The organism is Mesorhizobium sp. WSM4828, assembly GCF_055811175.1.
This window is the reverse complement of the sequence record NZ_JBVVQK010000012.1, coordinates 134,473-156,352: the sequence shown is the minus strand read 5'-3', so window position 1 is coordinate 156,352 and position 21,880 is coordinate 134,473. Positions and strand designations below refer to the sequence as shown.

Below are 21,880 nucleotides of genomic sequence, written 5' to 3'. Positions count from 1 at the left end.
AGAGGAGACCAGCCATGAACGGTATTACCATTCTGCGTAGCGTGCAGCACTATGTCGGCAAGATCCGGACGATGCGCAATGAGATCCGCACCCAGCGGTTCATGAACACCCTGCCGGCGGACATCCGCAAGGATATTGGTTGGCCGGACATGTATGGCGACCGCCGCAATGGTGGCAATTGAGGCAAGCTTTCCGCGTGGCGTTTGGATGCGACCTGGCGACGAGCTGAAATGGACATGCTGAAGCCTCCTGACAGTATGGTGTCAGGAGGCTCGTGCGATAGTGCGATGGAGCCGGATGGCCGAGAGGACGATCGATGAAAAGCTGGAACGACAGGCTGAACACGCCTGGCATCAACGGCATAAGACGGTCGCCGCGCACCATCGGTGACGTCGTCGAAGGCCGGCCGATGCTGGTTCCTTCAGCTCACCAGGTCGATGCATTCATCCGCTCCATCCCCGAAGGCATGGACATGGATATCTGCGCTTTTCGCACCGCCCTTGCCATCGAGCACGGTGCCGAGGTGACATGTCCGGCCACCATCGGCTATCATCTGCGCACCGTCGCCGAGGCCGCCAACGAGGATATGGAGCGTGGTGTGCCGCTGAGCGACATTGCGCCGTACTGGCGGGTGCTCGACGCAAGCACGCCGACAACGAGGAAACTGTCCTTCGGCGCGGCCTTCGTCGCCGCGCAGCGCAAGCGCGAAGGGCTGGAACGATAGACGCCGAGGGACCATACGATGCGCCGCGCCGACAGGCTCTTCCAGATCGTGCAGCATCTGCGCGGTGGCCGTCTGGTCACCGCCCAGAAGCTGGGCACGTGGCTCGAGGTTTCCGAGCGGACGATCTATCGCGACATCGCCGACCTGCAGTCGACCGGCGTGCCGATCGACGGCGAGGCCGGTGTCGGCTACATGATGAGGGAGGGTTTCGACCTTCCGCCGCTGATGTTCACGCGTGACGAGATCGTCGCGCTGGTCGCCGGCGCCCGCATGGTGCGCGCCTTTGGCGGCGCGGCCATGGCGCGAGCCGCCGACGAGGCGCTGGTCAAGATCGGCGCCGTGCTGCCCGACGCTGAAAAGGACCGCATCGCCCGTACCGAGATCCACACGCCGATGTGGGTGGTAAGCGATGCCGCCCGCGAAGCCATCGACCTGATCGAGCGCTCCATCGAGAAACGCCAGGTGCTGACCATCGACTATTCGGATGAGGCCGGCCGCAGCACCGCGCGCGACATCCGCCCGCTCGGCCTGTGGTTCTGGGGCAAGGTGTGGACCTTGGTCGCCTGGTGCGAGATGCGCAGCGATTTCCGCGCCTTCCGCATCGACCGCGTCGCCTCGGTGGTGATCGCCGGCCGCACCTTCAAGCCCGAGCGCGGCAAGCAGCTCGCCGATTTCTACCGCGCGGTGGAGCGCAGCGAGGATTATGGCATGGCGCCGGACCGGGCGGCGCGAAGCTGACACGGAAGATCACAAAAAACCCGCTTGAAAGCGGGCTTTTTGCTTTGGATGCGAGATGCCTACTCCTCCTCGTCGGCGTCCTTGTCCTTCGACTTCAGCGCCGAAAGCTTGGCGAAGACGGCGTTGGCGTCGAGTTCCCGGTCCTCGTCCTTCGGCTTTTCGGGCGCCGGCACCAGCCGTTCGGTCAAGGCGGCCGGCAGCAGCGTATCGCCGACCGGCTGCGCCTGCTCACGGCCGCGCGAGGCGCGGTTGATTTCCATATCGAGGTCGATTTGCGACGTCAGGCCGAGTGTCACCGGGTCCATCGGCTGGAGATTGGCGGAGTTCCAGTGCTTTCTGTCGCGGATCTGGTCGATCGTCGACTTCGTCGTGCCGACAAGGCGGGCAATCTGCGCATCCTTGAGCTCGGGATGGTTGCGCACCAGCCAGAGGATGGCGTTGGGCCGGTCCTGGCGCTTCGACAACGGCGTGTAGCGCGGACCCTTGCGCTTGGATTCCGGCACCCGCACCTTGGGATCGGAGAGCTTCAGCCGGTGGTTCGGGTCCTTCTCGGCACGCGCGATCTCGTCGCGAGTGAGCTGGCCGGTCATGATCGGGTCCATGCCCTTGATGCCTTGCGCCGACTCGCCGTCGGCGATCGCCTTGACCTCAAGCGGATGCAGTCCGCAGAACTGCGCGATCTGCTCGAAGGAAAGCGCTGTGTTGTCAACCAGCCAGACGGCGGTCGCCTTTGGCATCAGCAGCGTATTGGCCATCATAAAAATCCTTCTCGTTCGCCCGCGTTCCCGCGCGGGCGGTGGTTTAGAGCCACCAAAATGGGAAAATCGCGGTCTATATAACCGCTCGCTCGCCGTTTCGCAATGTTTTTGGAAGGCGCGTCAAGGACGGCATGGCAGCGCGACCAGCAGACCGCGAAGGGTCGGCATGAAGCCATGCAGTCGAAGCTTCAAAAAGACAAAGCCCGCCAGACCAAGGTCGGGCGGGCTCGGAACCGGCGACGGAAATCCGTCTGCTGCGGCTCTGGCTTCTAAGACGTGATCCCGAACCGCGGCTCGGCGTTGCGGAAAAGCAGCGCCCGGTCTTCGGGCGGGATCGTGCTCGAGATCAAAGCCCTTGGCGGGCGATTCTCTCGATGTCGCCGCGGTTGATGCCGAGGTCGTTGAGCTGACGAGCATTCAGCCGGTTCAGTTCGCGCACGGTTTCGTTGTACATGCGCCAGTTACGGAAAGCGCGGATCGGGTTCATGATAGTCCTCCATTTCGTTGGATCATTCGTTTCGATGACGCGTAAATAGGCATCGCCGCTCAGGAATTGAACAGACGCTTTTGCATGGCCGCAATGCGTTTGTTGCATTGCACCATTAAGCTTTCGTTCAGTCTATTTGCGGGCCGTCAGGCGACATCGAGCACAATCTTGCCGATGTGCTCACCCTCCTCCATCCGCTCATGCGCCCGCCAGGCTTCCTTGAGCGGGAAGATCGTGTCCATCACCGGCGAAACCTTGCGCGTGCCGAGCAGCGGCCAGACCTGCGCCTCCAGCGCCGCAGCAACTGCCGCCTTGAACTCCACTGTGCGTGGCCTGAGCAGCGATCCCGTGTGCACGAGCCGCTTGGTCATCATCTTGAAGAAATTGGCGCTCGCCACCGCTCCGCCCTGCGTCGCGATCTGGACGATGCGGCCTTCCACGGCCGCAGCCTCGTAGTTTCGCGCGACATAATCGCCGCCGACCATGTCGAGGATGACATTGGCGCCCTTGCCGCCGGTTGCCTCCTTGACCGCGGCGACGAAGTCCTCCTCGCGGTAGTTGATCGCCCGGTCGGCGCCAAGCTTGAGGCAGGCTTCGCATTTCTCCTTGTTGCCGGCGGTGGTGACGACATAGGCGCCGAAAGCGGCAGCAAGCTGGATCGCCGTCGTGCCGATACCCGACGAGCCGCCATGCACGAGCAGCGTCTCGCCGCTCTTCAGGCCGCCGCGCTCGAAGACATTGTGCCAAACAGTGAAGTAGTTTTCCGGCAGCGCCGCCGCTTCGGTGTAGGTAAAGCCGGCGGGCAGCGGCAGCACGCTGCCGGCGTGCACTCTGACATATTCGGCATAGCCGCCGCCCGCCGTCAGCGCACACACCCGGTCGCCGACGCGCCAGCGCGATATCTGGTCACCAAGGGCAGCGACTTCGCCTGCTGCTTCCAGGCCCGGCAGATCCGATGCACCCGGTGGCGGCGGGTAGGCGCCCTTGCGCTGCTGCACGTCCGGTCGGTTGACGCCGGCGGCACGCACCCGGATCAGGATCTCGCCGGGACCGGGAACCGGCACGTCGCGGGTTTCCGGTTTCAGCACCCGCGGCCCGCCCGGTTCCGATATGGCGATCGCCATCATCTTCGCCGGAATTTTCTGTGCGTTCGCCATGAATTTTCCCGTCGTGCTTCGCCGGTTTCTCGTGCCAGCTCTTGCCCGCCATTTGCATCCATACCCTTGCCCTATGTATGCTCATTGGCAAATCAGGCAAATGGGCAATCACGGAGGAGCGACGATGGCGATCTTCGACGACGAACCCAAGAAGAAAGCGCGCCCGCACGAGATCGGGCAGGATCTGTCGCTGCTTTCCGTCGATGAATTGTCCGAACGGATCGGCATCCTGCGCGACGAGATCGCCCGGCTGGAAACCGAGCTCAAGACCAAGGGCTCAACCAAGTCGGCGGCAGAGGCGCTGTTTCGCCGCGGGTAGTACTGCGGGTAATTCCAAAAGCTCGGGCACGCCGCCGAAAAGCCCGAATGCCGCTGTCTCCAGACTTGTGCCCCAAACCCCAGCCGGATTGAAAAATGTTCGCAAGCTACAGACCGATCCTCTCGCTGCTGCGCGGCACCGCGTTCCTGCTGGCGGCATCTGGGCTGCACGGGCTGCTGTTGCCACTGCGCGGCCAGGTGGAGGGCTTCTCGACGGCATCGCTCGGCCTGATGGGCACGGCTTGGGCCGGCGGCTTCGTCACCGGCTGCTTCTTTGCGCCACGCATCGTGCGCCGCGCCGGTCATGTCAGGGCTTTCGGCGCCTTTGCCGCATCGGGAGCGATCGTCGCGCTGCTCACTGGCCTGATCATCGACGAATATACCTGGATCCTGCTGCGCGCCTTCACCGGCTTCACCATGGCCGGCGCCTTCATGGTCATCGAAAGCTGGCTGAACGAGAAGGCCACCAACGAAAACCGCGGCACCGTCTTCGGCCTCTACATGATGGTCACCTATGCTTCGATCATGGGCGGTCAGATGATCGTTGCCGGCGGCGACGTGAAATCGGCGTCGCTGTTCATGATCACCGGCATTCTGTTCTGCCTGTCGCTGATCCCGACGGCGGTCTCGACGGCGTCGCACCCCAAGCCGCTGCAGGACGTGTCGCTCGACGTCAAAGGGCTCTACATCAATTCGCCGGTATCGGCGATCGCCTGCGTGCTGATCGGCATTGCCAACGGCGCCTGGGGTACACTTGGTGCCGTCTATGGAGCGCGCATCGGCATCTCGACAGCCGAGATCGCGCTGATGATGAGCCTCGTGGTCATCGCCGGCGCCGCCATGCAGCTTCCGGCCGGACGGCTCTCCGACACGACGGACCGTCGTTTTGTGCTGGCGGGCGCGGCATTCGGCGCTGCACTGTTCGCCATCGCCATCTTCCTGTTCGAACCGCGCTCCGGCGTCTTCGTCATCGTCTGCACCGCCGCCTACGGCGCCTTCGCCTACACGCTCTATTCGATCGCGGTGGCGCATGCCAACGACCATGCCCGATCGGAGGACTTCGTCAAAGTGTCGGGCGGCCTGCTGCTGCTTTATGGCTTCGGCACGATGATCGGTCCGCTGGTGGCCGCCGGCCTAATGGGCTGGATGCGCCCCGAGGGGCTGTTCCTGGCTACCGCACTCGCGCATCTCAGCCTGGCCGGCTATACGCTGCTGCGCATCAGCCGTCGCGCGCCGGTGCCGATCGAAGGCCGCGATGCCTTCAAGACCCAGCCGGCCGACCGCTCGGTAACGCCGGAAGCGTTGCGGCTCGACCCGCGCAGAAAAGCTGAAACCGACGGTTGAGATTCGAGGCGCTTTGCCCCACAAATAAGGCATGATGCTTTCCGACGCCTTCATGGCGATTGCCGATCCCAACCGGCGCCATCTCTTGGAAGAGCTCCGGCGCGGACCGAAGACCGTCAACGAATTGGCATCCGGCTTGCCGGTGTCCCGCCCGGCCGTTTCGCAGCACCTGAAGGTGCTGCTTGATGCCGGGCTGGTCAACGCCAAGCCGGAAGGCACCAGGCGCGTCTATACGGTCAGCAATGCCGGCTTCCTGAAGCTCAACATCTGGCTTGACCAGTTCTGGGATGCGGAGCAGCTCGGTTCACCCGGAAGCTGAGAGGCGTCGTCAGCGCGTCGAGCAACTATGCAGCATCGGGACCAGAGCAATTCCCGGAAAAGTGTGAAACGGTTTTCCGTCCGGAATTGCGCAAAAACAAATAGATAGAGCGGTTCGTCGTTTCCGTGAAACGATGAACCACTCTAGCCATTGTTGTAGGGGAAGAGCTTGAAATAAGGCTGCGCTTCCTCGATCACACGGGCAATCGACGGGCGTTGCATCAACCGGTCGTGATAGCGCCTGACCGCAGGATATTCGTCTCCGAACGGCTCGACCTTGTTGGCGTAGAACAGCGCGGGGGCGGCAGCGCAGTCGGCCATGGTGAAGCTCGTACCCACCGCCCATGTCCTCGACTCCATGTCCTGTTCGATGACGGCGTAGGAACTGCGCAGCTGGGCGCGGGCCTGCTCGACGCCGAACGGATCGGTCTTGCCCTCCGGCCGCAGCCGGTCGCCGACGATCTTCTGCATCGGTTCCTGGACGTAGAAGTCATAGAAGCGGTCGGCGAGCCGGGTCTGGCGAGCGAGATCGAGATCGGCGGGGATCAGTTCGACCGGCCCAGGATAATATGCGTTGAGATATTCGATGACGATCGTCGATTCCGGCACGGTCCGGTCCAGTGCTTCATCGCGCAGCACCGGCATCTTGCCGAGCGGCCACAATTTCAGAAACGCCGCGCGCGACTGTTCATCGCCGAGATCGACGACGACGGATGTGAATGGCGTGTTGTTCTCATAGAGCGCGATCAGCGGCTTCCAGCAGAAGGAGGCCAGTGGATGAAGATGCATAGTCAGAGACATTGTTTGCCGTTCCTTGGGTGGTTCGTCTCGCGGAAATTCGGTGTCGGGGTCGGGTACTATTTGGCCTGGCTGTGGGTGACGATGGCATCGATGATCGCGGCCCAGTCGTCGCGATGCAGCTCGTGGCCGCCGCCCTCGATCCGGAGCAGCCTTGCACCGGTGACCGCGTCGGCAAGAGCGGCGCCATGTTCGACTGGAAAGATGGGATCGTCGGTGCCGTGGATAACGAGGAGCGGGATTTTCATGTCGCGCAGCCGACCCGTCCAGTCTTCGCCGCTCCCATCTTCGCCACTCTTGAGCATGAAATGATTGGTCGCACTTAGAAAACCGCCGGACCGGTCATAATCCTGTTCGACGAAAGCTCGCGTTCGCTGCTCGTCGAAAGAGTGCGCGGCACCGGTGAGCGCATGCGCGTCCTTGACGATGAAATCGACCACTTGGCCACGGTCCGACCAGTCGACCTTGGCGCCTTCGGCCGAGTGTTTCCTATAGGCCTCGGTGGTTCCGGGCAGATGCGAAGTATCGATGCCCAGGGGCGAGCTGCTGATCACCGTAAGCGAAGTGACACGCGACGGATATTTCAACGCAACGAGCTGCGCGATCATGCCGCCCATCGACATGCCGACCACATGCGCCTTTCGGATTCCGTGATCGTCAAGGACGCGGATGGCATCGTCCGCCATGTCGTTGAATGTATAAGGCGGCTCGCCCGGCGCGTATTTGGTCGAACGGCCGGTATCGCGATTGTCATAGCGGATCACGAAGCGACCCTCGCCGGCCAGCTTTCGGCAAAACGCTTCGGGCCACCAAAGCATGGAAGCCATGGCGCCCATGATCAACAACACCGCCGGATGTGCCGGATCGCCGAAGGTCTGGGATACGATTTCGGGGTGTTCGGAGTTTTTCATGGCTTTCCTCCTTGGGCTTCCAATCCGATTGCAATTTGCAATCAGTTGCACGATATTAAAACTGATACGATAATGCAACCGGTTTTTGGAGATTCGCATGAACATCGATCGTCGGTCCGGATGCCCCATCAACCTGTCGCTCGAAGTGTTCGGCGACCGGTGGAGCCTGATCATCCTTCGCGACATCATCTTCGGCGGCAGACGCCACTTTCGCGAACTGCTCAACGGCTCGATGGAGGGCATCGCCTCCAACATCCTCGCCGACCGGCTGAAGCGGCTGATGGAGCTCGGCATGCTGACCAAGGCGGATGATCCCTCCCACAAGCAAAAGGCGATCTATAGTCTGACCGAAATGGCCATCACGCTGGTGCCGATCCTGGCGCATCTCGGCGCCTGGGGCCGCGTCTGGCTGCCGGTCAGCGAAGAGCTCTCTATCCGTGCCGAGCTTCTGGAAAAAGGCGGCCCGCCGATGTGGGATAAGTTCATGAACGAGTTGCGCCACGAGCATCTGGGTGCGTCTCCTGCTCCATCCGAGCCCACCGTCCGCGCGACTTTGCAGGCCGGATACGATGCGGTGATCGCCCGCAACGCGCGGGGCATCGGCTGCGATCCGGCGCCATGACCAACTTATTTTCCCAATTGCGGGCTGGCTCTGCTATCAAGGGACTGAAGATAATTCACGGGATTGGATAACGCTCTTGGTCGAGAACTCTAAGGACACTGCCCGTGCGCGGGCCGATTTGCGCTTCAAGAAACAGGAAGAGGCAGCCACGGTTCGCCAGAAGGCGATGGCGGAATATGTCGCCGAGAGCGACGCTCGCCAAGCCAAGACCAACAAGCTGCGGGCGCTGCGCCTCGCCAAGGAAGCGGAAGACCTGGCCAATGCGCCTCCCGCCCCGGTGAAGAAGCCTCGCGCCAAGAAAAAATAAACCGGCGCTCCCAGACGCATGCTTCATTTCGCACACGAAACAGTTCACCGGGATGTTTCTGCCGGTTGATAACTGGCGCGTTTAGGAGACCGGCATGACCGCACTGACGCTCGACAAAGCCCTTGAAATCATCGCCGCCGCCTTTGCCAAGGGTGCCGAGCTCAAGCTCAGGCCGCTTGGCGTCTCGGTGCTCGACGCCGGCGCCCATCTGGTTGCGTTCCAGCGGTCAGGACGGCGCGTCGTTCCTGCGTCCGCAAATGTCGGCCGGTAAGGCCTACGGCGCGCTCGCTATCGGCATGGGCTCGCGCCGGGTGGAAGCTTTCGCCAGGGAGCGCCCGCATCTGATCGCCGGCATCTCCGACGTGTCGGGCGGGCGCGTCCTGCCGGTCGTCGGCGGCGTGCTGATCCGCGACGAGGCCGGCACGATCATCGGCGCCGTCGGCATTTCCGGCGATACGTCCGACAATGACGAAACGGCAGCCATCGCCGGCATCGAGGCGGCTGGCTTTAGCGCCGACCCCGGCTGAGCCGGGATCCTTAATTCATGTTGATATCGCGGCTGGCCGACCGCATCGACACCGAAAAGCCGGCCAGCACATCGATCAGCGCTATGACCATCAGTGTGAAGAAAACGGAATGGGCGGCGCCCTTCACCAGCAGGAACTCGACCAGATAGGCCACAAAGACGAAGGTCGACAAAAGGTGGTCCATGATCGAGGCATTTGTCGTGCGCGTCGATTTCACCACTTCGACAAACAAGAAGATCAGTGCGATCAGCACGATGAGATCGCCGAGGGTCATCGAGAACACGCCACCCGACATCATCCGGACCGAAAACATTTCGGTCGCCCACGGATCGTCGCCGCTGCCGAATATTCCCAGAAGCCCGAGATTGTAGAGGATGAAAGGCACGATCAGCAGCGGGATGGCACCGAACATGTGGCGGCTCCGGTTGGACTGATCTTTGTAGAGTGCGCCCGGCGTTCGCCGTCAAGAATTTTCGTGCGGTCGATAAACACGGACAAAGACGGCGTGAAACAACAATGTCAGGCCCGGCTGATATGATCGGTTATCGCAAACGCAAAAAGACCGGCCAATGGCCGGTCGTTTCGCAACCCATAAACCGTCGAAAGCTCTCTCAGCTTTCCTTCGGCTCCAGAACCTGGCGACCGCGATACATGCCGGTCTTCAGGTCGATATGGTGCGGACGGCGCATCTCGCCGGAGTTCTTGTCCTCGACATAGGTCGGGGCCTTCAGTGCGTCGGCAGAACGGCGCATGCCGCGCTTCGACGGAGAGGTTTTTCGTTTCGGAACGGCCATGGATATGCTCCACTACATGGTCAAAACGCCCCGGCGGCCCTCGTGAAAGGGCCACATCAGGGGCCGGAATCTGAGAAAGTCGGGTGCCTATACACGCCCGACGGCGTTTTGACCAGCATCACCGTGATTTTTTTTAACACTATCGCAGGCAACCGACATAGGCGCCGGCGCGGCCTGCGCGCCGTTCGATCAATGCGGCAAGCCGCCTCAGTCCCGGCCCGGGCTTTGCCGGATTGCGCACGATCGGGTTCGGCAAGGTGACGGCAAGCAGCGCTGCCTGCCGGCGCGACAGCTGTTTTGCCGAGACGCCGAAATGGTGCTGGGCGGCGGCCTCGATGCCGTAGATGCCCGGTCCCCATTCGGCGATATTGAGGTAGATCTCCATGATACGCCGTTTCGACAGCACCGCATCGAAATAGACGGCCAGCGGCAGTTCGACGACCTTACGGACCGAGCCCAACGGCCGCGACCATAGAAAAAGGTTCTTTACCGTCTGCATGGTGATGGTCGAGGCGCCACGCGTCATCTCGCCGGCAAGCGCATCGTCAACGACGCCGCGCAACTCGCCCAGATCGACGCCGCGATGGAAACAGAACTGCCCGTCCTCCGACATGATGACCGAATATGCCAGCACCGGCGCGACATCGTCGATGGAAACCCAGCGCCGATCGTAGCCGGAAAACGTCGCCAGGTCCTTCAGCATCAATGTCGACACCGGATGCACGAATGACGGCAGGTACAGGAAGGTCAGCACCACCGGCACCAGCGCCAGCGCGACGGCGACGGCGATGCCGCGCCGGACCCAGCGTTGAAGACCGATGCGGCTGCCGCGTCTCGGTCTCGCCATGTCCAACCCTTCGGTTTCGTGATCGACGATCGGTTCCGCCAAGCCACCCAATCCGCGCTGCTCCCTGCCCCCGGCATAATGGCGCTTGGCTTCTTGCGCAACGTCTGAGTGTCGGCTACCGCTCCCGACCATGACGAAAGACGACCAAATGGCATTCGAAGCTGCACTTATTGCCCGGGCAGTTCCGCTCGAGGCGCTGCTGAGGCGATTGCTCGACGGACGGACGCTTTCAGGCGAGGTCGCGCGGCCCGAACGCCTGATGGCGGCCATGCGACATGGCGTGCTGAACGGCGGCAAACGACTGCGTCCCTTCCTGGTCATGGAAAGTGCTGCACTGTTTTCAGCCGATGGCGAGGCGGCGCTGCGCGTCGCGGCGGCGCTCGAATGCGTGCACTGCTATTCGCTCATCCATGACGATCTGCCGGCCATGGACGACGACGATTTGCGCCGCGGCCAGCCGACTGTACACAGGGCTTTCGATGAGGCGACCGCCATTCTTGCGGGCGACGCCTTACTGACGCTTGCTTTCGACATCCTTGCCGACGATGCGACAATGCTGCCGGCCGAGCGCAGGGCAGGGTTGGTGCTGGCTCTGGCCCGCGCCGCCGGGGCGGGAAGCATGGTCGGCGGCCAGATGCTCGATCTCGAGGCCGAACAAGGCCGGCCGGACGAGGCCGGCATCATCCGGCTTCAGGCGATGAAAACCGGTGCGCTGATCCGCTTTGCCTGCGAAGCGGGCGCTATCCTTGCCGGTGCGCCGTCGGGCGACCGCGAAAGGCTGGCCGAATTTGGTTCGGCGATCGGGCTTGCTTTTCAACTTGCCGACGATCTGCTCGACCTGACCGCCGACGCGCATCAGATGGGCAAGGCGACCGGCAAGGATGCCGCGGCCGGCAAGGCGACGCTGGTCGCGCTGCACGGACCGGGCTGGGCGCGGGATCAGCTCCATGGCCTCGTCGATCAGGCTCATGCGCTGCTCGAGCCCTATGGCGAACAAGCCGCGCTTCTGAAACAGGCGGCGGAGTTCGTCGCGGCCCGCAACAATTAAAGCGCCCCTATGGCGCGCCGGAGAAGTGGCGACTGACCGGCGGGATGCCTTCGCAGCCGGCCGATCGGGGTTCCGGCGATGTCGGACCACATGGCCTCGCCACGCCAGTTGCCGAGCCATTTTCGGCCTCGCAGCAGGATTCCGCGGGTCGACAGCGGTCAGCTTTCGCCAGTTGTCTTTTCCACCGCGGGCGGCCGAACCGGTTCCAGCTCGGCCGCCGCCTCGACCGCCTGCGCTTCGGCCGGCTTGCGCCGGTTGCGGATGAACGCGGCGATGCGGTCGCGGATTTCACCGGCGCTGAGGAATACCGGAACGCGCGCCACCGGGGCGGTCGGCTCAAAGGACAGGCCAAGGCCGGTGATCCTGCCCTTGTCGTCGACGTCGCGCACGATCAGCTCGATCGGACCGAGCAGCACGCGGTCGGCGTATTCGGCGTGGCCGCCGAGCCGCGTAGTAACCAGGTCGCCAATGCTGAGCTTGCGTTCCGCTTCGGTCAGGCCCGGCGCATAGGCGGTCTCCAGTTCCTCGGCGGAGCGTGACGGATCGACGGCGAAGGCGCCGAAGAAATCCGCGTCCTCGGGATCGACCACGGCACGGCTGGCGAACAGCTTGTCGAGCAGGCGCGGATAGCGGTCCGGCACGAAGATGTAGACATGGTCGCCGGCCGCCAGCCGGCCCATGTCCTGGAAGCGCATCGAGCGTCCGTCGCGCAACACCAGCGACGGCCGCGCCCAGCGCGGTATGCGTTCGCCGCGCGCCACCGGGCTGCCAGGTGCCACGCGGTAGGCGAGAAGCTCATGATGGGCGGAGCCCGGCAGTTCCAATTCGACCTTGTCGAGCGGTCCCAGCCGAGCCGGCACGATAAGGCCGAGGCGGCGTGCCAGCGGCCCGACGGTCCATCCCTGGATGATCAGCGAGACCAGCACGATGATAAAGGCAGTGTTGAAGATGAGGCGGCCGTTCTCAAGGCCGCCGAGCAGCGGCGTGATGGCAAGCAGGATCGACACGGCGCCACGCAGGCCGACCCATGAGACGAAGGCGACTTCCGGGCGTGGCAGACGAAATGGCATCAGGCACAGCCAGACCGCGATTGGCCGTGCCACAAATATCAGGAACAGGCCGAGCAGCACTGCCGGCACCAGGATCGCCGGAAATTGCGAAGGCGTCGCGAACAGGCCGAGGATCAGGAACATGATGATCTGCGCCAGCCACGACATGCCGTCCTGGAAGCGCTTGAGGATGGTGACGGCCCGGATATCGGAATTGCCGGCAATCAGGCCTGCGAGATAGACCGCCAGGAAGCCGGAGCCGCCGACGGCGCCGGCGGCAGCGAACACCATCAGCGACAGCGTCAGCACGAAGATCGGCAGCAGGCCGTGATCGAGATTGAGGCGATCGACAAGGCGCACGATGGCCATGCCGCCGAGAATACCGATGACCGCGCCGAGCCCCATGTTGACAAGGAAACCGACGGCAAGATCGGTAACCAGCACCTTGGCCTCGGGGTGGGTGTTGGCGGCGATGACCTCGACCAGGGTGATGGTCAGGAAGATGGCGATTGGGTCATTGGTGCCGGATTCCACCTCGAGCGTGGACCGCACGCGCTCGCGCAAATTGATCTCGCCGGCGCGCAGCAGGAAGAACACCGCCGCGGCGTCGGTCGAGGCGACGGCGGCACCGAGCAGGAAGGATTCCAGCCAGGTCAGGTCGAGCAGATAATAGGCGGCGGCGCCGAACAGGCCGGTGGTCAAAAGGACGCCGAAGGTCGCCAGCGACAGCGCCGGCCCGGCCGCCTGCCGCAAGGCGTTGAGCGGCGTGCCGAAGCCGGAATCGAAAAGGATGACCGCCAGCGCCAATGAGCCGGCAAAATAAGCAACTCGGGCATTGTCGAAATGGATGCCGAGACCGTCGGTTCCGGTGGCGAGGCCGATGCAGAGAAACAGCAGCAGGAGAGGGGCGCCGAAACGGAAGGCGATCAGGCTCGAAAACGCGGCGGCAACGACAAGTGCTGCCCCAACGAGCGTCACAAGATAGATACCATGCTCCATGCGTTAGTCGCCCCTAGTCGATATGCTCCGGCATCACGGGAGAGTGGGGCGAAGACATGGCCGCTGCAAGGCAGCCGCGTGGCTTTTTGCCCCACGCTGCCGATCGTCGAAAGTTTTGGCATCCCCGAGCAGCGGAGCGTGCCTCGGCGGTTCGTGCTGCAACGAAAAACGCCCGGACTGAGCCGGGCGTCTTCCAGGTCGAGAAGATGGTTCTGCGATCAGGCGATGGTCTTGCCGAAGGCGACGGCGGTATCGCCCATGCGGTTGGAAAAGCCCCATTCATTGTCGTACCACGACAGCACCGAAACGAAGTTGCCGTCCATGACCTTGGTCTGGTCGAGCGCCACGATCGAGGAATGCGGATCGTGGTTGAAGTCGATCGAAACGTTGGGGTGGCGGGTAACGGCGAGGATGCCCTTCAGCTTGCCGTTCGAGGCAGTGATCACCGCGTCGTTGATTTCTTGGACGGTGGTTGGCCGCTTGGCGATAAACTTGAAATCGACGAGCGAAACGTTCGGGGTCGGCACGCGGATGGAGATGCCGTCGAGCTTGCCCTTGAGCTCAGGCAGTACCAGGCCGATGGCCTTGGCGGCACCGGTCGAGGTCGGAATCTGCGACAGCGCCGCGGCGCGGGCGCGGTAAAGGTCCTTGTGCATGGTGTCCAGCGTCGGCTGGTCGCCGGTGTAGGAATGGATCGTCGTCATCATGCCCTTCTCGATTCCGACCGCCTCATTCAGCACGGCCGCCAGCGGCGCCAGGCAGTTGGTGGTGCAGGAGGCGTTCGAGATGACGATGTGGTCCTTGGTCAGCTTGTCGTGGTTGATGCCATAGACGACGGTGAGGTCGGCGCCCTCTGCCGGAGCGGAGACGAGAACGCGCTTGGCACCGGCGGTCAAATGGGCGACGGCCTTGTCGCGGGCGGTGAAGATGCCGGTGCATTCGAGTGCGATGTCGATGCCGAGCTCTTTCCACGGCAGTTGCGTCGGATCCTTGATCGCGGTGACCTTGAATTTTTCCTTGCCGACGATGATCTGGTCGCCGTCAACCGTCACCTCATGCGGAAAGCGGCCATGCACGCTGTCGAAGCGCAGCAGATGCGCGTTGGTCTCGACCGGGCCGAGATCGTTGACCGCGACGACGTCGATATCCTTGCGGCCTGATTCATGGATGGCGCGCAGGATGTTGCGGCCGATGCGGCCGAATCCGTTGATGGCAACTCTGACGGTCATTGTTCTCTCCCTGGGAGTTGGAGGCCGAAGATCAAGTCCGCAGCTTCATAACGGCGGACGGGCAAAGAATCCAGCCGCCGGGGCACGGATTTAAATCGATTAGTGCTCCACCGCCCGGCAAAACCGCTATGCCAGCCTTTGCCGGGCGGGGCTCACTTTCATTTGCCGTGCAGACGGGCTTCCGCCGCCTTCACCGTTGCCTCGGCGGTGATGCCGAAATGCGGGTAGAGCTGTTCGATAGTGCCGGAGGCGCCGAAGCCGGTCATGCCGACAAAGATGCCGTCGGTTCCGATGAAGTGGTCCCAGCCCTGACGGATGCCGGCTTCGATAGCAATCTTGAGCGGCGCATTGCCGATCGTCCTGCTGCGATAGTCGGCGCTCTGCTTGTCGAACAATTCGAAGCACGGCACCGAGACGACGCGGGTCGCGTGGCCGTGCTTTTCCAAGGCCTCGCGGGCGGCCAGCGCGATCTCGACCTCGGAGCCCGAAGCGAAGATCGTCACTTCCGCCTCGCCACTGGCGGCGGCAAGTTCATAGGCGCCGCGGCTGGAGAGGTTTTCCGCAACGAAGTCGTTGCGTACCGTCGGTAGGTTCTGCCGGGTCAGCGCCAATGTCGAGGGTGTCTTTACCGACTCAATGGCCAACTGCCAGCATTCCGCGGTTTCCACCGCGTCGGCCGGGCGGAAGACATTGTGGTTCGGAATGGCGCGAAGTGCTGCCAGATGCTCGACCGGCTGATGGGTCGGGCCGTCTTCGCCAAGGCCGATGGAATCATGGGTCATGACGAAGATCGAGCGGATGCCCATCAGCGAAGCAAGCCGCATCGCCGGACGGGCATAATCGGAAAAGCACATGAAAGTGCCGCCATAGGCGATAATGCCGCCATGCAGCGTCAGCCCGTTGAGCGCTGCCGCCATGCCGTGCTCGCGAACGCCGTAGTGGACGTAGCGCTGGCCGTAATCGTCGGCGGTGATGTTCTTGGTCTGGCTGGTCTTGGTGTTGTTGGAGCCGGTCAAATCGGCCGAGCCGCCGATGGTTTCGGGCACGGCGCCGTTGATGACCTCGAGCGCCATTTCCGATGACTTACGAGTGGCGACCTTCGGCTTGTCGGCGGCGAGCTTCTTCTTGTAATCGCCAATGACGGCGTCGAAGTTGGCCGGCAGCGTGCCACTGATGCGGCGTTCGAACTCTGCGCGCAATTTGGCGTCGGCCCTGGCAAGGCGGCCTTCCCAGTCGGTGCGTGCCTTGACGCCGGTCCGGCCGGCGGTACGCCACGCGTCGAGGATGTCGGCCGGAACCTCGAAGGGCGGATAATCCCAGCCGAAGAATTTTCTGGCGCCGGCGATTTCCTCGGCCCCGAGCGGCGAGCCATGCGCCTTGTTGGTGCCGGCCTTGGTCGGCGCGCCGAAGCCGATCGTGGTCTTGCAGGCAATCATCGTCGGCTTGTCGGAGTGGCGGGCCGCCTCGATGGCATAGGCGATCGCTTCCGGGTCCTGGCCGTCGATATGGCTGGCATTCCAGCCGGACGCCTGGAAGCGGGCAACCTGATCGGTGTTGTCGGCGAGCGACACCGGGCCATCGATCGAGATGTTGTTGTTGTCCCAGAAGACGATCAGCTTGTTCAGCTTCAGATGTCCGGCAAGCGCAATGGCTTCCTGGGATACGCCTTCCATCAGGCAGCCGTCACCGGCCAGCACATAGGTGTAGTGGTCGACGAGATCGTTGCCGAAAGCGGCATTCATGATGCGCTCGCCGAGCGCGAAGCCGACCGAATTGGCAAGGCCCTGGCCGAGTGGGCCGGTCGTCGTCTCGATGCCCGCGGCATGGCCGTATTCCGGGTGGCCCGCCGTCCTCGACCCCAATTGGCGGAACTGCTTGATCTGGTCGATGGTGATGTCTTCATAGCCGGTCAGATAGAGCAGCGAGTAAAGCAGCATCGAGCCGTGGCCGGCCGACAGGATAAAGCGGTCGCGGTCCGGCCAATGCGGGTTTTTCGGATCGTATTTGAGAAAGCGGGTGAACAGCACCGTGGCGATGTCGGCACAGCCCATGGGCAGTCCGGGGTGGCCGGAGTTTGCCTTCTCGACGGCGTCCATGGCGAGAAAACGGATCGCATTGGCCATCCGGTCATGTTGTTCGCGCGAGGTCATGCTTCCTCCAAAATGGGGGTTTGGGCCTTGGGAGAGCCCTTGAAAAGGGTGCGCGACACATAGCAGGCGCGGCCTTTTAGTCAACAAATCGGTGTGCTTTTGCCGGTCTTGTGATGGCCATGCGCGACTTACATTAGCGTTAGCAGGGGACAGTCGCGACAGCTTTATTGACGGGCGGTTCACACGACGCGTAATGTTTCAAGGATAACGCGTTCTGAACGTGGATGATTCGGTGATGGGCAGGGCGCAGGACGAAAGCCATGACCGGGGAAACGACCCTCAAGGAAGTCATTGCCAGGCTGGGTAAGGCCATCGAAGGGCTGGAAAACGCCGTCGCGGCCAAGCTCGAGCATGAGCGGGACTATTCGGAAGCCGAGGCCGAAGTGCAGCGGATGAACGCCGACCGCTCGCGGCTGGCGCAGGAACTCGACAACTCCGAGGCCCGCGCCGAACGGCTGGAAGATGCCAACAAGGAAGTATCGCGAAGGCTGGTGACAGCCATGGAAACCATCCGCGCGGTACTGGACAGGTAGGCCAATGGCACAAGTCACGGTTTCCATCGACGGCAAGCAGTATCGTATGGCCTGCGACGAGGGCCAGGAAGAGCATCTGATCGATCTTGCCGAGCGCTTCGACCGCTATGTCTCGCATCTGAAGGATTCTTTTGGCGAGATCGGCGACCAGCGGCTGACCGTGATGGCCGGCATCATGGTCATGGACGAGCTTTCAGAACTGCAAAAGCGGGTCAAGGGCATGGAAAGCGAAGTGCTGACGCTGCGCAAGACGCGCGACGATGCACTGACCAAGGCCGACAAGAACGATTCCGTGCTGACCGGGGCGCTTGGCGCGCTGGCCCAGCGCATGGAAGACCTGGCGACGACGCTGGCAGTGAACAAGGCCTGAGCCAGCGCAGCGAAGATTCCTGCTGCATTTGCCGAGAAGCAATGAAAATATTTCGCCGCCGGCCTTGCTGCCGGCGCAACAGCCGTTTGAAGGATGACGCCGGAGTGGTAGAAAGGCAAAAGCAGCGCCGGTCAACGCCGGCTGCGATCTGCACTCACAAGGTAGGGACACGCCATGAGCCTTCGTATCAACGACATCGCACCGGACTTCATCGCTGAGACCACGCAAGGGCCGATCAGCTTCCATGAATGGATCGGCGACGGCTGGGCGGTATTGTTCAGCCATCCGAAGAACTTTACGCCGGTTTGCACGACCGAACTCGGCACGATGGCCGGGCTCGAAGGCGAGTTCAGGAAGCGCAACGTCAAGATCATCGGCATCTCGGTCGATCCCGTCGAAAGCCATGGGAAGTGGCAGAACGACATCAAGACCGCGACCGGCCATTCGGTGAACTATCCGCTGATCGGCGACAAGGATCTCAAGGTCGCCAAGCTTTACGAGATGCTGCCGGCGGGTGCCGGCGAGAGCTCGGAAGGCCGCACGCCCGCGGACAATGCCACGGTGCGTTCGGTCTACGTCATCGGGCCCGACAAGAAGATCAAGCTGGTTCTCACCTATCCGATGACGACGGGACGCAACTTCGACGAAATCCTGCGCGCCATCGATTCCATGCAGCTGACCGCCAAGCACCAGGTGGCGACGCCGGCGAACTGGAAGCAGGGCGAGGACGTCATCATCACCGCTGCGGTCTCGAATGAGGATGCCATCAAGCGCTTCGGCGCCTTTGAGACGATCCTGCCATATCTCAGGAAAACCAAGCAGCCTTCTGCCTGAGCCGGCAGAGGCGGCACAGAGAATTTTTTGGTTTTCCTGGCCGTGTGAGCATGGGGTGCTTGACGATGCCTGGTTGACGGACAACCATGCCTTTTAATTTGCCGTGGCAGAGAAAATCCTTCCTGCCGTGGTGAGGGGCGAAGGAGGCTGGGATTGGACGCATTATCGGCGAGGTCGCAGGTCACCGGCTTCTATGACAAGCCGAGCGGGTCCGTCCAGTATGTGGTCGCCGACATGGCGACCCGCAAATGCGCCATCATCGATCCGGTGCTCGACTTCGACGAAAGGTCCGGTGCAACGGCGACGAAAAACGCCGACGCCCTGCTCGATTTCGTCAGGGAAAGCGGGCTGGAGGTCGAGTGGATCCTCGACACACATCCGCATGCCGATCATTTCTCCGCCGCCCATTATCTGAGGGGGAGAACCGGAGCGCCGACGGCAATCGGCGAGAGGATCGTCGACGTCCAGAAATTGTGGAAGGTGATCTACAACTGGCCGGAATTCCCCGCCGACGGTTCGCAATGGGACAGGCTGTTCGCCGACGGCGCGACTTTTTCGGTCGGCGGCCTTCCGGCAAGAGTGCTGTTCTCGCCGGGCCACACACTGGCCTCGATCACTTACGTCATCGGCGACGCTGCCTTCATCCACGACACGCTGTTCATGCCGGACAGCGGCACCGCCAGGGCAGACTTTCCCGGCGGCAGCGCCGAGCGGCTCTGGCGCTCGATCCAGGACATCCTGGCACTGCCGGACGAGACACGTCTGTTCGTCGGTCACGACTACCAGCCGGGTGAACGCGAAGCGCGCTGGGAAAGCACGGTCGCGGAGCAGAAAGCCGGCAACACCCATGTTGCCAGCTGCAAGACGGAAGCCGACTTTGTCGCGCTCCGCCAAGCCCGCGACAGGACGTTGCCGATGCCGCGGCTGATCCTGCATGCGCTGCAGGTCAATATGAATGGCGGACGCCTGCCGGAACCGGAATCCAACGGCCGTCGCTATCTGAAATTTCCGCTCGATTGCCTGTGAGGAGATGGGTCGCTGCCACTACAATGCCGTTCAGACTCGGCGCTGACCGCGTCGGCAGCCGGATGAGGAGCGGCGCAGACGCCAGCTAATTGCTTAGTCCAGCGTCAGGGTTTTGTTCGGCGGGCTAAATGTTCATACGTGATTTGCCAAGGGTCGCTCTCGGAAGATCTTTCCTCGCCGATCCAATGGAAGCTGCTGGCAGTGATCTCAGTGAAACGCCATCGAGTTTTCATCCCCCGTGAGTCATTGCCGAGCTGGACAATGTCCTTACCCTCGGCCCGGCCGATCTGGCACGAGTGATCCCGGTTGAGCGGGTCATTCCATATGATATGCCAGCCATCGATCCCAGGATCGAAGATGCGCAAGGTCGTGCCATACATCGTCGACGGTGCAGGGCGCTTGGGCCTGATCCAAACGTCCTGAATCGCGCGGCCTTCGAGCACCCAGCCAAAATGGCATTCGCCATCCCATTTCCGGATTGTGCCGTCGTCGAGATAGTGGACCGTGTCCATGTCCCAGCTTCCAATTAGCCATCCATACAGGGCCATGTCTTTTGCTCGGTCGGCTGGCGGACCTTCGGATACGAGAGCGGCCAGAAGCGGAGAAATGGTCATCGTCACACTGCCCTTGTTTCCGAACAGATGAGTTCAACTGCCCGGCGCGGCCCGGCGGGCCCGTTGTCGACCGTCTGAGCAAGCGCCGCCTTGTGGAACTTTGCGACGGAAGCCCGTGTCGGCGCCGGAACATTGTCGCCACAGCTTGCAGCGTTGCGGTTTCCAGGGCTTGGGGAAAATTGCGATAATGCCGCTATCAATGAGATCGCCTGCGGACACGATGGCGAGGCTACTGAGCAGTTTATGGCAGCGGATCGGGCATCCGCGAAGGCGCCGCGGAACTGGCAACCCTCTAAAAAAACGGCGGCGCCAGGTATGTGGCGCCGCCGTTATTCGTTTCTATCTGAAGGCTTTACGCCGCGGGCTGCGCCTCGATGGTGCGCAACGCCTGCGTCTGGCGCTTGGCCGCGGCCTTGACCGCGTCCTGCACCTTCTCGAAGGCACGCACCTCGATCTGGCGCACGCGCTCGCGGCTGATATCGAACTCGGCCGACAGCTCTTCCAGCGTCAACGGCTCATCGGCGAGGCGGCGCGCCTCGAAGATGCGGCGTTCGCGGTCGTTGAGCACGGCAAGAGCGCCGGACAGCATGCCGCGCCGGTTTTCCAGCTCGTCCTGCTCGATCAGCATCTCTTCCTGGCTTTCGTGGTCGTCGACCAGCCAATCCTGCCATTCGCCGGACTCGCCTTCACTGGCCCGGATGGGCGCATTGAGCGAGGCGTCGCCCGACAGACGGCGGTTCATCGACACGACTTCCGCTTCCGAGACGTTCAGCCGGGTAGCGATCTCGGTGATCTGGTCGGGCTTCAAATCGCCTTCGTCGAGCGCCTGGATCTTGCCCTTCACCTTGCGCAGGTTGAAGAACAGGCGCTTCTGGTTGGCGGTGGTGCCCATCTTGACCAGGCTCCACGAGCGCAGGATGTATTCCTGGATCGAGGCCTTGATCCACCACATCGCATAGGTGGCGAGACGGAAGCCGCGCTCCGGTTCGAATTTCTTGACGGCCTGCATCAGGCCGACATTGCCTTCCGAGATCACCTCGCCGATCGGCAGGCCGTAGCCGCGATAGCCCATGGCGATCTTGGCGACGAGCCGAAGGTGGCTGGTGACGAGCTTGTGCGCAGCCGTGGTGTCCTCATGCTCGGCATAGCGCTTGGCGAGCATGTACTCTTCCTGCGGCTGAAGCATCGGAAAGCGGCGGATTTCTTCCAGGTAGCGGCTGAGACCGCCTTCGCCGGAAACGATACTGGGTAATGACTGGGCCATGATAGCGCCCCCTCTCTATTGGAGTAATGCCCCCGAAACGCGGCGGGCATGTGGCGCGAATGCCAAAGGCACATTCGCGCCAACCGACATATACAGGAACAAAACCAGAAAGAC

Annotated in this window: 26 protein-coding genes and 1 pseudogene; 14 read left to right on the top strand and 13 right to left on the bottom strand. The window is 62.5% G+C overall.

Annotated elements, in window-relative coordinates:
- Positions 1-14 precede the first annotated feature (14 nt).
- The 3 genes from AC0L2X_RS16405 (at position 15) to AC0L2X_RS16395 (ending at position 1,462) form a co-directional block, all read left to right on the top strand.
- Entirely contained in the window at positions 15-182 is a 168-nt protein-coding gene (locus tag AC0L2X_RS16405) for a hypothetical protein (RefSeq protein WP_352489312.1), read from the top strand.
- 134 nt (positions 183-316) lie between these two features.
- Positions 317-724 (top strand): hypothetical protein, encoded by a 408-nt coding sequence (locus AC0L2X_RS16400; RefSeq protein WP_473600026.1) that lies wholly within the window; start codon positions 317-319, stop codon positions 722-724.
- Between the two features lie 18 nt (positions 725-742).
- Positions 743-1,462: a helix-turn-helix transcriptional regulator gene (locus AC0L2X_RS16395; RefSeq protein ID WP_473600025.1), complete on the top strand. Its 720-nt coding sequence runs from the start codon at positions 743-745 to the stop codon at positions 1,460-1,462.
- A 59-nt stretch (positions 1,463-1,521) separates the two neighbouring features.
- Here the strand turns inward: AC0L2X_RS16395 and AC0L2X_RS16390 are convergent, their stop codons facing one another.
- The 3 genes from AC0L2X_RS16390 to AC0L2X_RS16380 form a co-directional block, all read right to left on the bottom strand.
- Positions 1,522-2,217, bottom strand: coding sequence for a DUF1013 domain-containing protein (locus AC0L2X_RS16390; protein ID WP_292655650.1), 696 nt, complete (start codon positions 2,215-2,217; stop codon positions 1,522-1,524).
- 349 nt (positions 2,218-2,566) lie between these two features.
- Positions 2,567-2,707, bottom strand: a complete 141-nt coding sequence (locus AC0L2X_RS16385) for a DUF1127 domain-containing protein (RefSeq protein WP_023720976.1) — start codon at positions 2,705-2,707, stop codon at positions 2,567-2,569.
- 146 nt (positions 2,708-2,853) lie between these two features.
- Positions 2,854-3,864 (bottom strand): NAD(P)H-quinone oxidoreductase, encoded by a 1,011-nt coding sequence (locus tag AC0L2X_RS16380; RefSeq protein ID WP_473600024.1) that lies wholly within the window; start codon positions 3,862-3,864, stop codon positions 2,854-2,856.
- Between the two features lie 124 nt (positions 3,865-3,988).
- Between AC0L2X_RS16380 and AC0L2X_RS16375 the strand changes: the two genes are divergently transcribed.
- The 3 genes from AC0L2X_RS16375 (at position 3,989) to AC0L2X_RS16365 (ending at position 5,845) form a co-directional block, all read left to right on the top strand.
- Positions 3,989-4,183, top strand: coding sequence for a DUF1192 domain-containing protein (locus AC0L2X_RS16375; RefSeq protein ID WP_352489315.1), 195 nt, complete (start codon positions 3,989-3,991; stop codon positions 4,181-4,183).
- A 95-nt stretch (positions 4,184-4,278) separates the two neighbouring features.
- Entirely contained in the window at positions 4,279-5,526 is a 1,248-nt protein-coding gene (locus AC0L2X_RS16370; protein ID WP_352465767.1) for an MFS transporter, read from the top strand.
- Between the two features lie 31 nt (positions 5,527-5,557).
- Positions 5,558-5,845 carry an ArsR/SmtB family transcription factor gene (locus tag AC0L2X_RS16365; protein ID WP_023678497.1) on the top strand — a complete coding sequence of 96 codons (288 nt, stop codon included), beginning with the start codon at positions 5,558-5,560 and terminating at the stop codon, positions 5,843-5,845.
- Positions 5,846-5,988: 143 nt separating this feature from the next.
- On the opposite strand, the gene AC0L2X_RS16360 is transcribed toward AC0L2X_RS16365, so the two are convergent.
- Positions 5,989-6,645, bottom strand: coding sequence for a glutathione S-transferase family protein (locus AC0L2X_RS16360; RefSeq protein WP_352489316.1), 657 nt, complete (start codon positions 6,643-6,645; stop codon positions 5,989-5,991).
- 56 nt (positions 6,646-6,701) lie between these two features.
- Positions 6,702-7,553 carry an alpha/beta fold hydrolase gene (locus AC0L2X_RS16355; protein WP_352489317.1) on the bottom strand — a complete coding sequence of 284 codons (852 nt, stop codon included), beginning with the start codon at positions 7,551-7,553 and terminating at the stop codon, positions 6,702-6,704.
- A gap of 97 nt (positions 7,554-7,650) precedes the next feature.
- Between AC0L2X_RS16355 and AC0L2X_RS16350 the strand changes: the two genes are divergently transcribed.
- The 3 genes and pseudogenes from AC0L2X_RS16350 (at position 7,651) to AC0L2X_RS16340 (ending at position 9,009) form a co-directional block, all read left to right on the top strand.
- Complete coding sequence (locus tag AC0L2X_RS16350) at positions 7,651-8,175, top strand: winged helix-turn-helix transcriptional regulator (protein WP_352564605.1); 525 nt, start codon at positions 7,651-7,653, stop codon at positions 8,173-8,175.
- Positions 8,176-8,251: 76 nt separating this feature from the next.
- Positions 8,252-8,482: a hypothetical protein gene (locus AC0L2X_RS16345; protein ID WP_023678501.1), complete on the top strand. Its 231-nt coding sequence runs from the start codon at positions 8,252-8,254 to the stop codon at positions 8,480-8,482.
- 94 nt (positions 8,483-8,576) lie between these two features.
- Positions 8,577-9,009, top strand: a pseudogene (locus AC0L2X_RS16340) (GlcG/HbpS family heme-binding protein).
- A gap of 10 nt (positions 9,010-9,019) precedes the next feature.
- Here AC0L2X_RS16340 and AC0L2X_RS16335 read toward each other — a convergent pair.
- The 3 genes from AC0L2X_RS16335 to AC0L2X_RS16325 form a co-directional block, all read right to left on the bottom strand.
- Positions 9,020-9,421, bottom strand: a complete 402-nt coding sequence (locus AC0L2X_RS16335) for a hypothetical protein (RefSeq protein ID WP_023720966.1) — start codon at positions 9,419-9,421, stop codon at positions 9,020-9,022.
- Between the two features lie 199 nt (positions 9,422-9,620).
- Positions 9,621-9,803, bottom strand: a complete 183-nt coding sequence (rpmF, locus tag AC0L2X_RS16330) for a 50S ribosomal protein L32 (protein ID WP_006203806.1) — start codon at positions 9,801-9,803, stop codon at positions 9,621-9,623.
- Positions 9,804-9,942: 139 nt separating this feature from the next.
- Positions 9,943-10,701, bottom strand: a complete 759-nt coding sequence (locus AC0L2X_RS16325) for a transglycosylase domain-containing protein (RefSeq protein ID WP_352489319.1) — start codon at positions 10,699-10,701, stop codon at positions 9,943-9,945.
- Between the two features lie 97 nt (positions 10,702-10,798).
- Between AC0L2X_RS16325 and AC0L2X_RS16320 the strand changes: the two genes are divergently transcribed.
- On the top strand, positions 10,799-11,698 hold the full coding sequence (locus AC0L2X_RS16320) for a polyprenyl synthetase family protein (RefSeq protein WP_473600023.1): 900 nt from the start codon (positions 10,799-10,801) through the stop codon (positions 11,696-11,698).
- Between the two features lie 158 nt (positions 11,699-11,856).
- On the opposite strand, the gene AC0L2X_RS16315 is transcribed toward AC0L2X_RS16320, so the two are convergent.
- The 3 genes from AC0L2X_RS16315 to tkt all read right to left on the bottom strand — a co-directional run bounded on the left by AC0L2X_RS16315 (position 11,857) and on the right by tkt (position 17,125).
- The gene (locus AC0L2X_RS16315; RefSeq protein ID WP_352489321.1) at positions 11,857-13,746 is read right to left on the bottom strand and encodes a potassium/proton antiporter; all 1,890 of its coding nucleotides are present in this window, start codon (positions 13,744-13,746) and stop codon (positions 11,857-11,859) included.
- Between the two features lie 218 nt (positions 13,747-13,964).
- Positions 13,965-14,975 (bottom strand): type I glyceraldehyde-3-phosphate dehydrogenase, encoded by a 1,011-nt coding sequence (gene gap, locus AC0L2X_RS16310; RefSeq protein ID WP_352465773.1) that lies wholly within the window; start codon positions 14,973-14,975, stop codon positions 13,965-13,967.
- A 158-nt stretch (positions 14,976-15,133) separates the two neighbouring features.
- Entirely contained in the window at positions 15,134-17,125 is a 1,992-nt protein-coding gene (gene tkt, locus AC0L2X_RS16305) for a transketolase (RefSeq protein ID WP_473600022.1), read from the bottom strand.
- Positions 17,126-17,385: 260 nt separating this feature from the next.
- On the opposite strand from tkt, the gene AC0L2X_RS16300 reads away from it, so the two are divergent.
- From AC0L2X_RS16300 to AC0L2X_RS16285, 4 genes are all read left to right on the top strand, one after another.
- Entirely contained in the window at positions 17,386-17,658 is a 273-nt protein-coding gene (locus AC0L2X_RS16300) for a DUF4164 domain-containing protein (RefSeq protein WP_006200774.1), read from the top strand.
- A 4-nt stretch (positions 17,659-17,662) separates the two neighbouring features.
- Positions 17,663-18,028, top strand: coding sequence for a cell division protein ZapA (locus AC0L2X_RS16295; RefSeq protein WP_254816554.1), 366 nt, complete (start codon positions 17,663-17,665; stop codon positions 18,026-18,028).
- Positions 18,029-18,202: 174 nt separating this feature from the next.
- Positions 18,203-18,862, top strand: coding sequence for a peroxiredoxin (locus AC0L2X_RS16290; protein WP_473600021.1), 660 nt, complete (start codon positions 18,203-18,205; stop codon positions 18,860-18,862).
- Positions 18,863-19,015: 153 nt separating this feature from the next.
- Positions 19,016-19,888 carry an MBL fold metallo-hydrolase gene (locus AC0L2X_RS16285; protein ID WP_352489325.1) on the top strand — a complete coding sequence of 291 codons (873 nt, stop codon included), beginning with the start codon at positions 19,016-19,018 and terminating at the stop codon, positions 19,886-19,888.
- Between the two features lie 104 nt (positions 19,889-19,992).
- Here the strand turns inward: AC0L2X_RS16285 and AC0L2X_RS16280 are convergent, their stop codons facing one another.
- Positions 19,993-20,400, bottom strand: a complete 408-nt coding sequence (locus AC0L2X_RS16280) for a hypothetical protein (RefSeq protein ID WP_473600020.1) — start codon at positions 20,398-20,400, stop codon at positions 19,993-19,995.
- Positions 20,401-20,854: 454 nt separating this feature from the next.
- The gene (rpoH, locus tag AC0L2X_RS16275; RefSeq protein ID WP_023678514.1) at positions 20,855-21,766 is read right to left on the bottom strand and encodes an RNA polymerase sigma factor RpoH; all 912 of its coding nucleotides are present in this window, start codon (positions 21,764-21,766) and stop codon (positions 20,855-20,857) included.
- Between the last annotated feature and the right edge of the window lie 114 nt (positions 21,767-21,880).

Coding starts and splice junctions, on each gene's coding strand:
- AC0L2X_RS16405 (WP_352489312.1), top strand. CDS start 15: ATGAACGGTATTACCATTCTGCGTAGCGTGCAGCACTATGTCGGCAAG.
- AC0L2X_RS16400 (WP_473600026.1), top strand. CDS start 317: ATGAAAAGCTGGAACGACAGGCTGAACACGCCTGGCATCAACGGCATA.
- AC0L2X_RS16395 (WP_473600025.1), top strand. CDS start 743: ATGCGCCGCGCCGACAGGCTCTTCCAGATCGTGCAGCATCTGCGCGGT.
- AC0L2X_RS16390 (WP_292655650.1), bottom strand. CDS start 2,217: ATGGCCAATACGCTGCTGATGCCAAAGGCGACCGCCGTCTGGCTGGTT.
- AC0L2X_RS16385 (WP_023720976.1), bottom strand. CDS start 2,707: ATGAACCCGATCCGCGCTTTCCGTAACTGGCGCATGTACAACGAAACC.
- AC0L2X_RS16380 (WP_473600024.1), bottom strand. CDS start 3,864: ATGGCGAACGCACAGAAAATTCCGGCGAAGATGATGGCGATCGCCATA.
- AC0L2X_RS16375 (WP_352489315.1), top strand. CDS start 3,989: ATGGCGATCTTCGACGACGAACCCAAGAAGAAAGCGCGCCCGCACGAG.
- AC0L2X_RS16370 (WP_352465767.1), top strand. CDS start 4,279: ATGTTCGCAAGCTACAGACCGATCCTCTCGCTGCTGCGCGGCACCGCG.
- AC0L2X_RS16365 (WP_023678497.1), top strand. CDS start 5,558: ATGATGCTTTCCGACGCCTTCATGGCGATTGCCGATCCCAACCGGCGC.
- AC0L2X_RS16360 (WP_352489316.1), bottom strand. CDS start 6,645: ATGTCTCTGACTATGCATCTTCATCCACTGGCCTCCTTCTGCTGGAAG.
- AC0L2X_RS16355 (WP_352489317.1), bottom strand. CDS start 7,553: ATGAAAAACTCCGAACACCCCGAAATCGTATCCCAGACCTTCGGCGAT.
- AC0L2X_RS16350 (WP_352564605.1), top strand. CDS start 7,651: ATGAACATCGATCGTCGGTCCGGATGCCCCATCAACCTGTCGCTCGAA.
- AC0L2X_RS16335 (WP_023720966.1), bottom strand. CDS start 9,421: ATGTTCGGTGCCATCCCGCTGCTGATCGTGCCTTTCATCCTCTACAAT.
- rpmF (WP_006203806.1), bottom strand. CDS start 9,803: ATGGCCGTTCCGAAACGAAAAACCTCTCCGTCGAAGCGCGGCATGCGC.
- AC0L2X_RS16320 (WP_473600023.1), top strand. CDS start 10,799: ATGGCATTCGAAGCTGCACTTATTGCCCGGGCAGTTCCGCTCGAGGCG.
- AC0L2X_RS16315 (WP_352489321.1), bottom strand. CDS start 13,746: ATGGAGCATGGTATCTATCTTGTGACGCTCGTTGGGGCAGCACTTGTC.
- gap (WP_352465773.1), bottom strand. CDS start 14,975: ATGACCGTCAGAGTTGCCATCAACGGATTCGGCCGCATCGGCCGCAAC.
- tkt (WP_473600022.1), bottom strand. CDS start 17,125: ATGACCTCGCGCGAACAACATGACCGGATGGCCAATGCGATCCGTTTT.
- AC0L2X_RS16300 (WP_006200774.1), top strand. CDS start 17,386: ATGACCGGGGAAACGACCCTCAAGGAAGTCATTGCCAGGCTGGGTAAG.
- AC0L2X_RS16295 (WP_254816554.1), top strand. CDS start 17,663: ATGGCACAAGTCACGGTTTCCATCGACGGCAAGCAGTATCGTATGGCC.
- AC0L2X_RS16290 (WP_473600021.1), top strand. CDS start 18,203: ATGAGCCTTCGTATCAACGACATCGCACCGGACTTCATCGCTGAGACC.
- AC0L2X_RS16280 (WP_473600020.1), bottom strand. CDS start 20,400: ATGGACACGGTCCACTATCTCGACGACGGCACAATCCGGAAATGGGAT.
- rpoH (WP_023678514.1), bottom strand. CDS start 21,766: ATGGCCCAGTCATTACCCAGTATCGTTTCCGGCGAAGGCGGTCTCAGC.